This window comes from Chitinophaga lutea (genome assembly GCF_003813775.1).
In the GTDB taxonomy this organism is placed as follows: domain Bacteria; phylum Bacteroidota; class Bacteroidia; order Chitinophagales; family Chitinophagaceae; genus Chitinophaga; species Chitinophaga lutea.
The window spans coordinates 2,563,535-2,573,515 of sequence record NZ_RPDH01000002.1 but is presented as its reverse complement, the minus strand read 5'-3'; the positions used below and the strand labels follow the sequence as shown (position 1 = coordinate 2,573,515).

Genomic DNA, 9,981 nt, shown 5'->3' with positions numbered 1-9,981 from the left:
GCGGATTCCCCGTTTGTTATTACGGGAATGAATGATGAAAATCATTTGACGGCAAGGGTGATACTTTTACATTTGTGGTGTTCTCTATGAAGCAAATTTTCGTCATACTCACTTTAACAGGCATCCTGCTGCAAACGTTCGGCAAAGGGCTTGTATTGGCGGAATACATGCTGAACAAGGAATACATTGCCCGCGTGCTCTGCATCAACAAAGCGGAGCCGAAGAAAGGCTGTAACGGCCAGTGCCACCTGATGAAACAGATGGAAAAAGAAACGAAGCAGGAGCAGAAGGGCAATGCGGTAAAAGAGAAATACGAGGTGTTCTTCTCCCAGATGAACGTCCCCTTCGAAATGACGCCTTCTGCCAGGGTTGTAAAGCTGTTGACAGCCTACAATGGCGGCCTGGCGCAGGACCCGCTCCACGCGGTATTCCACCCGCCCCGTGTTTAATGTTGCAATTGACGCAACCCGCCAATCCTTACGGCGGTACATTTTCCAACGATCCATCCTTGCAGGATGCAGATTGAACATCCTGCACAACCGGCACCCTGATGTTAATGGCGCAGGCATGCATGCTGCACCGCTCACAACAGCCCGGTATTGATTCATGGCGAACAAGCGCCTTCCGGAGTTGCATTTGCGCACCCTGCATTCCGGCCGGCGGATGTTCCCGCACGTAATGCCGCGCGCTGCGGGCCCGTTGTTTTATACAACCGGCAACGCAATGGCGGCGGATTACGTAAAAATTCTAACATGCAACGTTTCTTCATTCTTATTGCACTCTTTTTATATACTGTACCCCTGGCCGCGCAGCAACCGCTGGAAGGCAGGGTAGTGGATGCATTCACACGTGAAGCCCTCACCGGCGTCAGTGTAAGGGTACTGCAAGCCGGCAACAAAGGTTGCCTGAGCGATCAACACGGCGCATTTGCGCTCCAGGGCCTCAGAACGGGGCACGATTCCATCGCTGTATCTTTTCTCGGGTATGCCGAGCAGCGGCTGCCGGTACCGGGTAGCAACATCATAGTGTACCTCCAGCCACTGTCGACCCGCCTGAATGAGATCATCGTATCGGCGGGCCGCGACAAACAGTACCGTACCGAAGCACCTGTGGCCATCAGCACCATCTCTACCCAGATGATCAAGGAAACAAAAGCCACTTCCCTGGAACAGGTTTTGAACAAAGTCAGCGGCGTATACATGGTAGACCTCGGCAACGAACAGCATACCATGGCCATTCGCCAGCCCATCGGTTACCGCAGCCTGTTCCTGTATCTCGAAGATGGTATTCCCATCCGCACCACCGGCGACTTTAATCACAACGCGCTCATCGAAATCAACATGGCTGCCCTGAAAACTATCGAAGTCATCCGCGGCCCGGCTTCTTCGCTGTATGGCAGCGAGGCGGTGGGAGGGGCCGTCAATTTCATCACGGCTTCGCCAATGATGCTTCCCTCTGCAAGGATACAGGCGGAAATGAGCGATCGCGGATATAAACGCACCGACTTCAATGTTTCCGGTACAAAGGGCAAGCTGGGTGTGATACTGGGCGGATACTACGCCAACCAGCGGAACGGGTACATCGAGCACAGCGATTTTCATAAACTGGCCCTTACCCTGAAAACGGAATACGCCATCAGCGAACGCAGCAAATGGACCAACAGTATTTCGTATGTGGACTATAAAACGGATCAGACGGGCGGGGTAGACAGCGCGAATTTCCATTCAAAAAACTATAAGAGTTTTCATACCTTCTCCTATCGCATGGTAAAGGCTTTCCGGCTGCGCAGCACACTGTCGCAACAATGGAACGACCGTAATTTTACCAACTTCACGTTCTTTTACCGCAGCAACGAAATAGGACAGAATCCCTTCTACGCCATCAAAACAACCAGCAACCCGCTGAAGGCCCGTGGAGAAATCAACAGCGACAATTTCCGGAGTTTCGGTTTGCTGGCGCAGCACAAGAAATATTTTAACTGGCAGAAAACCTCTCTGATAGCGGGTGTGAGTGCGGATTACAGTCCCGCCGGTTATTTTGCCCGCTACATCGATGTAGACAGGGATGCCGCCGGTTACTTCACCGGCTTCGCCCGCACGGATTCCGCACTAACGGATTACCAGGCCAACCTGCTCAACACCGCCGCCTATATGCAGGCGGAAATGAGCCCCTTCAACCGGATGAAAATCATCGCCGCCCTGCGGTACGACCGGATGGACTATGATTTCGACAATCACCTGCCGCCCTCCGCATTCACCGGCTCTCCGGATGAACGGAACTATTTTCATGCCTGGACGCCGAAGCTGGGCCTGACGTACGACTTCGGCCACGACCGCGGTTTGTATGCCAATTACAGCGTTGGTTTTGCTCCGCCCAATATTTCGGAATTATACCGCGGGGTAAAAGTGCCCGTGCTGAAACCCGCCACCTATTATAACTATGAGCTGGGCGGGTGGTTTGCGTTTGCCGGTGACAAAGGTTACGCAGACGTGAGCGTTTACCGCATGGATGGAAAAAACGAAATCGTGAGCGTTCGCCTTGCCGACAATTCTTCCGAAAACCGTAATGCAGGCCGCACGCGGCACACCGGGGTGGAATGGAACCTGCGTTATGCGCCCTTTGCCGCCATACTTTTCCGCACCGGCGGAACATATGCACAGCATGATTTTATCGCGTATGAAGACAAAGGCAAACAATACGATGGCAACCGCATGAACGGAGCGCCGTCGGTGATCACCAACACGGAGCTCGGCTGCAAGTTTTTGAAGTATTTCCGTACCTCGCTCGAGTGGCAGTATGTAGGCCGTTATTACATGGACCCCGCCAATACCGAAACATACGGTGGCTACAGCCTGCTGAACGCCCGCGCCGGGTTTAACTGGAGCAACCTCGAATGCTGGGTGAACTGCCGGAACGTGGGTGGCGTGATGTATGCCACCACAGCGGACAAGACGGCCTTCGGCAAAAGCTACCGCCCCGGCCCCGACAGAACCTTTAACGTAGGTGTGGCATATACCATCACTGCAAAAAAATGACCATGCGATATTATCTGTTATTGATCATAACCGCGCTGGCAGCCTGTAACAACGCCCCATCCGGGAATGCGCACGAAACGGTGCTGTCGGATACAACCCGGAACGCCTCCTGCGTGTACCTGACGAATACGGAAAAAGGGAACCCCGTCATCAGCTGGGTGGAAGACGGCGGGATGTATTATGCCGTTTCTCCCGATGGCGGCAAAACCTTTGCCGCTCCCAAACGCATCACTACCGCCAGCGGCATTCAGCCGCATCCGGAGAACATGCCCAAGATCATCTTTCGCCCCAATGGTGAAGTGATCGCCATGTATGGTTTGGAAAGCAACGACCCCCGGAACAAATACGCCGGCAAAGTATGTTACGTCCGTTCGATGGATGGAGGCGCGAGCTGGTTGCCGGCTCAGCCTTTGGTAACAGATACGGCCGGCTATGACCAGCGATACTTCGATATGGCGCTGTTGCCTTCCGGCGAAGTGGCCGCCATCTGGCTCGATAACCGCAAGTTTCACCGGCAGGAAGGTTCCACCCTCTACATGGCAACGGCCGGCGCCGCCGGTTTCGAAAAGGAACGGCCATTGGTGCAAACCGTTTGCCAGTGCTGCCGCACAGCGCTGTATACCGACGGGCAGGGCGCGCTGCATGCCGCTTTCCGCGATATCATCAACGACAGCATCCGCGATATGGTGCACATCGTTTCTACCGACGGTGGGCGGTCTTTCACGACGCCCGTACGCATCAGCGCCGATAACTGGATGATCAACGGGTGCCCGCATACCGGCCCGGCAATGGTCAAAAACAGCAGCGGCCTGCACTTTGCCTGGTTTACGATGGGCGGCGGCGAAGGTGTGTTTTACTGCCAGTCGCCCGACAACGGCATTACCTATTCCAAAAGAGAAAACATCAGCGCCTTGCCCACCGCCAAACATCCCCAGCTGACGGCCCTTGGCAACGGTGACCTGGCGCTTGTGTGGGATGAAGCCGTGGATACAGCGGCGAACCGCATTGGCCTGTTGCATAAATCCCCTGCCGGCGAAACCCTCTCGAAGCGCTTTCTCACCGAAGCCGGCGGATACGCCAATTTCCCCGTATTGAGGGCGGCCGGGAACGGCCAGGTGTTGGTGGCGTACAAAAAACGTATAGGCGAGAGGGATGTGGTGTGCGCGCAGCTGGTCGGCCTTTAGGCCCCGGGCGATGATCGGATCGGGAAAAGTGGATGCATGACAAAAAAGTGACGCAGGCCGAAACCAGCCACCGGCATTGATCAAATCGGGAAAACGCATTGATCGGATCGGGAAAATATGATGGATGGCAGCCCAGAGGGCTCGCAAACCTTTGCATTCTTCTATAGTTTTGCAGCATTTAGAACAACGGAAATCTGCATAGTGGAGAAGTTCAGCATCATCAGGCGACGTCGTGTACAGTCGTTCATTCTACTTTTCCTGTTTATCATTGCTCCAGCCTATACCATTGCACAACAACAGACAGCGGTATTGTCGGGCAGGTTGACAGATATGGAAAGCGCACGTGGCGCCGATTCCATTATGGTAATCGCCCAAAAGGACGATGCGGAGCACCGCACCATGAGCGACGCCAACGGGCGCTTCGTGTTCAGGGCGCTTCCCATGGGCGTCTACAAAGTCACCATTGCCAGCATCCTTTATAAAACTCCCCGCAAAACGGTTCACCTGCTGAGAGACCAGCAGATAGACCTGGCGGTGGAAAAAGTGCACCTCACCCTGAAGGAGGTGTTCATCACCGCCACGGAAGCCAAAAGCATGACCAGTACCTCGATAATTGATCGGACGGCCATGCAGCATCTGCAGCCCTCCAGTTTCGCGGACTTGCTGGAGTTATTGCCCGGCGGCCGCGCTTCGGACCCGAACCTCACTTCGATGAACCGCATCGCCCTGCGCGAAGCCGACCAGATACAGGAAGGCCGGAAGTATGATATTTCTTCGTTGGGCACTGCTTTTTTCATAGATGGGGCGCCCATCAACACCACAGCCAACCTGCAGGATGCATCGAGCTTCTACGATATGGATCCCAATAAACTGCGGAACTCCACCAGTAAAGGTGTAGACATGCGCAGCATTTCCACCGACCAGATCGAAAAAGTGGAAGTGGTGCGCGGCATCCCTTCCGTGGAGTATGGAGACCTCACCAGCGGCCTCATCAGGATCGAAAGAAAAAAAGGCGCCACCCCACTGAGCGCCCGTATGAAAACCGACGGTTTCAGCAAACTGTTTTCGCTGGGGAAAGGTTTCAATGTGCCCTCGCAAAACATGACGTTGAATGTGGACCTCGGGTACCTGGATTCAAAAGACGAGCCCTCCGATAATTTTGAGAACTACAAAAGGATCAATGCCAGTGTAAGGATGGAAAAACGTTGGGCCGGCAATTACCGCCGCACCAGCTGGAATGCCGCCCTGGATTATGGCACTACTATCGACAATCAGCGCACCGACCCCGACAATGGCTACGCACCCATTGATAAATTCAAATCCACCTTCAATAGCTACGGACTGACCACCGGTATCAGGAACCAGTTGCTCGGTAACAAATCGCTGGTAAAATCATGGGAAGTATCCGGCAAGGTGAGCTATCAGCGCGACAGGTTGGCATCCACCAAATGGATACAGGCGCGTACCGCCACCGTTCTGTTTAACTCCATGACGGCCGGGGAGCACGATGTGGCCTATCTCACGCCCAGCTATATTTCTGATCTGACCGTAGATGGCCAGCCGCTCAACGCGTTCCTGAAAGGTATGGCGCAACTCGGGTTCAAAACAAATGCCATCCGGCACCAGGTGAAACTCGGCTTCGAAACCAATTTCAGCAAGAACTTCGGCAAGGGACAGGTTTACGACATCAACTATCCTACCAAACTCGTCATGTCTGCCCGGCCCCGGGCGTTCGATAGCATACCCGGCATGCTTAACCAGGCGTTTTTTGCAGAAGACATGCTCAGTGTCAATTTTGGCCGTCACCAGTTCACCACAGCACTCGGCCTGCGGGGGATGAGCCTGCTGAGAATGGATAAAAAATACGCCATCGCGAACAAGATCTACCTCGATCCACGTATTAATGTGCGCTGGGCATTGCCAGGGGTAGCTACGGGTAAGCAGACACTGTTTGTTACATTGGGAGCGGGATATGGCCTGCATACAAAAATGCCGACGCTGGATCATCTCTATCCCACATGGCAGTACCGCGACATCGTGCAGCTTAACTTCTACCATAACAACCCCGCTTTCAGGAAGGTCAATGCGATGACTTACATCCTCAACAGGACGAACTACGACCTGCGGGCCGCCGTTAACCGAAAACTGGAGCTGAACGCCGACTTTACACTGAACGGCAATCGTCTCTCGCTCACCTATTTTCACGAAAAGCTGACGTCCGGTTTCCGGGATGAGTCGAGGGTACAGGTGTTGCAATACAAACAATACGACAACAGTTCCGTTGATGCCGATAACATGACCGCGCCGCCTGCTACCGGCGATTTCGCATACGTCAACGCCCGGCGTTTTTTCGGCCACACCATCGTTACCAACGGCAGCACGCTCATTAAAGAAGGGGTTGAATTCCAGTTCCAGTCCAGACGCCTCAACAGCATCAATACCCGTTTCACGGTGAACGGTGCCTGGTTCAATACTACTTACGTGAATACGTTTCCTTTTTACGATCTCGTCAGCGATGTTTCAACAGGAGGAAGCAATGCTTATCAGTATGCGGGATTGTATAACGACACCGACGGATATCTGAGGAAGAAATTCAACACCAACCTGACGATCGACACCTATCTGCCGAACCTGGGAATGATCGTATCGTCGTCCATACAAAATATCTGGTTCACCTGGCGGCAGGATACCTGGAAATCCGGTACGCCCGTACAATACATCGATATTGAAGGTAATGCACATCCCTATACGGAGGAAAGTAAAACGCACCCTGACCTGCAATGGCTGAACCAGCATTTCAGCGCTACGGCGTTCATGCCCCGTACGATTCCTGTCGATCTGCAGGTGAATTTCAAAGCCACGAAAGAATTCAGGAAAAAGGTGGCCATTTCCATGTTCGTGAACAGGCTGTTCACTTACACACCCGACTATTATTTCAACAACGTTAAAATAAGAAGGGCGGGCTTTATCAGCCCGTACTTCGGCATGGAACTTAATCTGAACTTATAAAAAACGGAGATATATGCAACAGGCAAAACTACTTTTATTCATATTGGTGATGGGCGGCCTCGTGTTTACCACTTCGTGCAGGAAGGATGATCTGACCGCCAAAAATTCAGCTGTGGGTTTAACACTGACCAACCCCGCCGGCCTGCAGAATGTGAAAACATCGAACATCGAGCTCACGTTCAAGGAAATCAACAGCGGTATATCCACCGTTATCAAATGGCAGGGGGCCGGTACCGTGCTGCCGGAAGGTTCATACGACATCAGTCTCGACGGGGATGTGGAATATAAGGACGACAACGGGACTTATACCGGCAAAATCCGCGGTTACAAACAAGGCGTCGTGATCAAAGGCGGTACCGTGAATGTGGAAATCCCGCTGTTCCTGTACGACGCGGCCGCGAAATTTGTCTTCAAAGAAATCTTCTTCGCAGGCACCATCACGCCGCAGGGCAAACAGTACAACGGCGACAAGTACTTTATCATTTACAACAATTCGGAAGATACCCTGTATGCAGACGGCTTGGTGATTGCAGAAGCCGCTTTCCTGTCTACCACCAAAAGGGTTTACACACCGGATATTATGAATGAAGCGTTCACGGCAGGCTCCATCGTGATGATTCCCGGCACCGGTAAACAGTACCCGGTATACCCCGGCAAACAGATCGTCATCGCCAACAACGCCATTAATCACAAAGAATATAATACCAATTCCTTTGACCTGACGAAAGCGGATTTTGAATTGACGCTGCTATCATCTATCGACGTGGATAATCCGCAGGTGACCGATCTGATCAATGTGAACAGCTTTATGACGATGCACAACCGTGGGTTCAAAAGCTACATCCTCGGCCGGCTGCCGGAAGGTACCACGGTGGAATCATTCAAGAAAGACAACTTTTACACCTACGCCTATACCAATTCCGCGGGCGGCGAAACCAAAGCAAACGCCTACAAGTTTCCCAACAGCTGGATCATGGACGCGGTGAACCTTTCCGTGCCCACGGTATATGAATGGATTTTGACCTCCCCCGCGGTAGACATGGGCTGGAGCTATTGCGGCAAAGTGGATTCCGACGAAAACCGCTTCGGCAAAAGCGTTAAGCGCAAAGTTTTGTCCACTAACCCCGATGGTCGCGTGATCCTGAAAGACAATAATAATTCAACGCTCGACTTCGAAGCAGAGGCCAAAGCCTCCTTAATGCCGTAATACATGTATTGGCGACCAACGATCATATTGACATTTTTATACCTCGTCGCCGGCATCGCCGCGGGCGCCCAGGATTCTATCCCCGTGCGGCTGATATGGGAACAGACTTCGCCGGTGGTGCAACTGCGCGATGAGTTGTACGCCAGCCCTTCAATGAGGGTTTACCAACGGGAAAATACGTATTCCGCATTGTCTGCCGCTTTCCGCAAATACAACCAGGATCTGTACCTGCAGCAGGAAGGGAGTGGCCGGCAAACCTTCACCGTGCATTCGGAAACGTACCTGAAACCGAAGGAGGAGCTCACCTTGTGGGGTAAAGCTTATTATAACAACGAGCGCCTTTACAAAGTAAGGTTCAACGAAACGGCCGACTACCACCTGGTATATCCTTATGTGATGGCGGATTCGGTAGGGGGCGACCTCCAAGCGGAAACCTACGCCTTTTCAGGCGGCATCGCCAAGGCGGCAGGCGAGTACCAGCTTGGGCTGGGCGCGGGCTTCAAGGGCCGGCAGTCTTACCGCGACAGGGACCCGCGTGCGCAAAACGTTACCTCGGAAATCGACCTTACCCTGTCGGCCTCCCGGAAGCTCGGCTCGCGTTATGCGCTCGCGCTTGATCTTGACGGCACGAAATATGGACAAAGGAATTCCCTGTCATTTGTCAACGAGATCAGCACCCCGCTGGTATATCATGCCGCTGGCCTCGGTGCTTACAACGAGTTCCTGGCCGGAACGCGCACTTCCGCAAACTTCAACGGCTGGGGATACGGCGCTCATCTGCAGCTGTCTCCCGTTCAATACAAAGGCTGGTTTGCCCACGCGGGGTTCCGGCAGTGGAATGTGGGGAAACTGCTGGAGAATATTACGTTTGACGTAGGCAAAGTGAGAGAACTGACGCTGAACGGCAGCATCGGTTATCTCTACCAGCAAAACCGGCAGCACTTCATCGCCGAACTGAAAGCAACCCGCGTAAAAAGAAAAGGGTTCGAAGCCAAATTCAATAACCGCGACGCACAGGCGGGCATCCAGCTGATTTCGGAAGACCTGCGCTACCAGCACGATTACAACGCTTTGGGCGTCCGCAGTGTATACGGGCGCACAGGGCGCGCCATCGACTGGTTCGTGGGCATCGAAGGCACTGTGCATGATCATGTAGAACAATACGTGCAGCCCGACCGTGAGTTGTCTTACAACAACGTCGTCGCCGGACTTGATTTCACGGCACGTAAACAGGTACGGAGTACCTTCATCAGCCTGAACCTGCTCGCACAACGGCAGGAGAACCTGCAAAGCAGAGGCAGCTGGCCGGATGTTGACCCCCGTAAGGGAATTTACCCGATGCTGAACAGTAACTTTGCATACCTCACGGCTTCCGGCATGAACTACGGCGGCGGCGTACGGGTGGATTTCCCCCTGACGGCCCGGCTGTCTTGTTACATCAGTGCGGATGCCGGTTACCAAAGCGGTACCGGTAAGAGGGATTTCAGGATACTGACGGCATTTCAATTTTAACACAACGACCAACAATAACAATGAGGCGGGAACT

General features: G+C 53.3%; 6 protein-coding genes. All 6 read left to right on the top strand.

Annotated features, from left to right (window positions below; genetic code table 11):
- The first annotated feature begins 86 nt into the window (after window positions 1-86).
- The 6 genes from EGT74_RS22785 to EGT74_RS22760 all read left to right on the top strand — a co-directional run bounded on the left by EGT74_RS22785 (window position 87) and on the right by EGT74_RS22760 (window position 9,947).
- On the top strand, window positions 87-449 hold the full coding sequence (locus EGT74_RS22785; RefSeq protein WP_123848830.1) for a hypothetical protein: 363 nt from the start codon (window positions 87-89) through the stop codon (window positions 447-449).
- A 303-nt stretch (window positions 450-752) separates the two neighbouring features.
- Window positions 753-3,035 (top strand): TonB-dependent receptor, encoded by a 2,283-nt coding sequence (locus tag EGT74_RS22780; RefSeq protein ID WP_123848829.1) that lies wholly within the window; start codon window positions 753-755, stop codon window positions 3,033-3,035.
- A gap of 2 nt (window positions 3,036-3,037) precedes the next feature.
- Window positions 3,038-4,219 carry a sialidase/neuraminidase family protein gene (locus EGT74_RS22775; RefSeq protein WP_123848828.1) on the top strand — a complete coding sequence of 394 codons (1,182 nt, stop codon included), beginning with the start codon at window positions 3,038-3,040 and terminating at the stop codon, window positions 4,217-4,219.
- A gap of 201 nt (window positions 4,220-4,420) precedes the next feature.
- Window positions 4,421-7,228, top strand: coding sequence for a TonB-dependent receptor (locus tag EGT74_RS22770; protein ID WP_158618270.1), 2,808 nt, complete (start codon window positions 4,421-4,423; stop codon window positions 7,226-7,228).
- Window positions 7,229-7,241: 13 nt separating this feature from the next.
- The gene (locus tag EGT74_RS22765; protein WP_220392932.1) at window positions 7,242-8,435 is read left to right on the top strand and encodes a DUF4876 domain-containing protein; all 1,194 of its coding nucleotides are present in this window, start codon (window positions 7,242-7,244) and stop codon (window positions 8,433-8,435) included.
- A 3-nt stretch (window positions 8,436-8,438) separates the two neighbouring features.
- Window positions 8,439-9,947 carry a DUF6850 family outer membrane beta-barrel protein gene (locus EGT74_RS22760; protein ID WP_123848826.1) on the top strand — a complete coding sequence of 503 codons (1,509 nt, stop codon included), beginning with the start codon at window positions 8,439-8,441 and terminating at the stop codon, window positions 9,945-9,947.
- The last annotated feature ends 34 nt before the right edge of the window (window positions 9,948-9,981 follow it).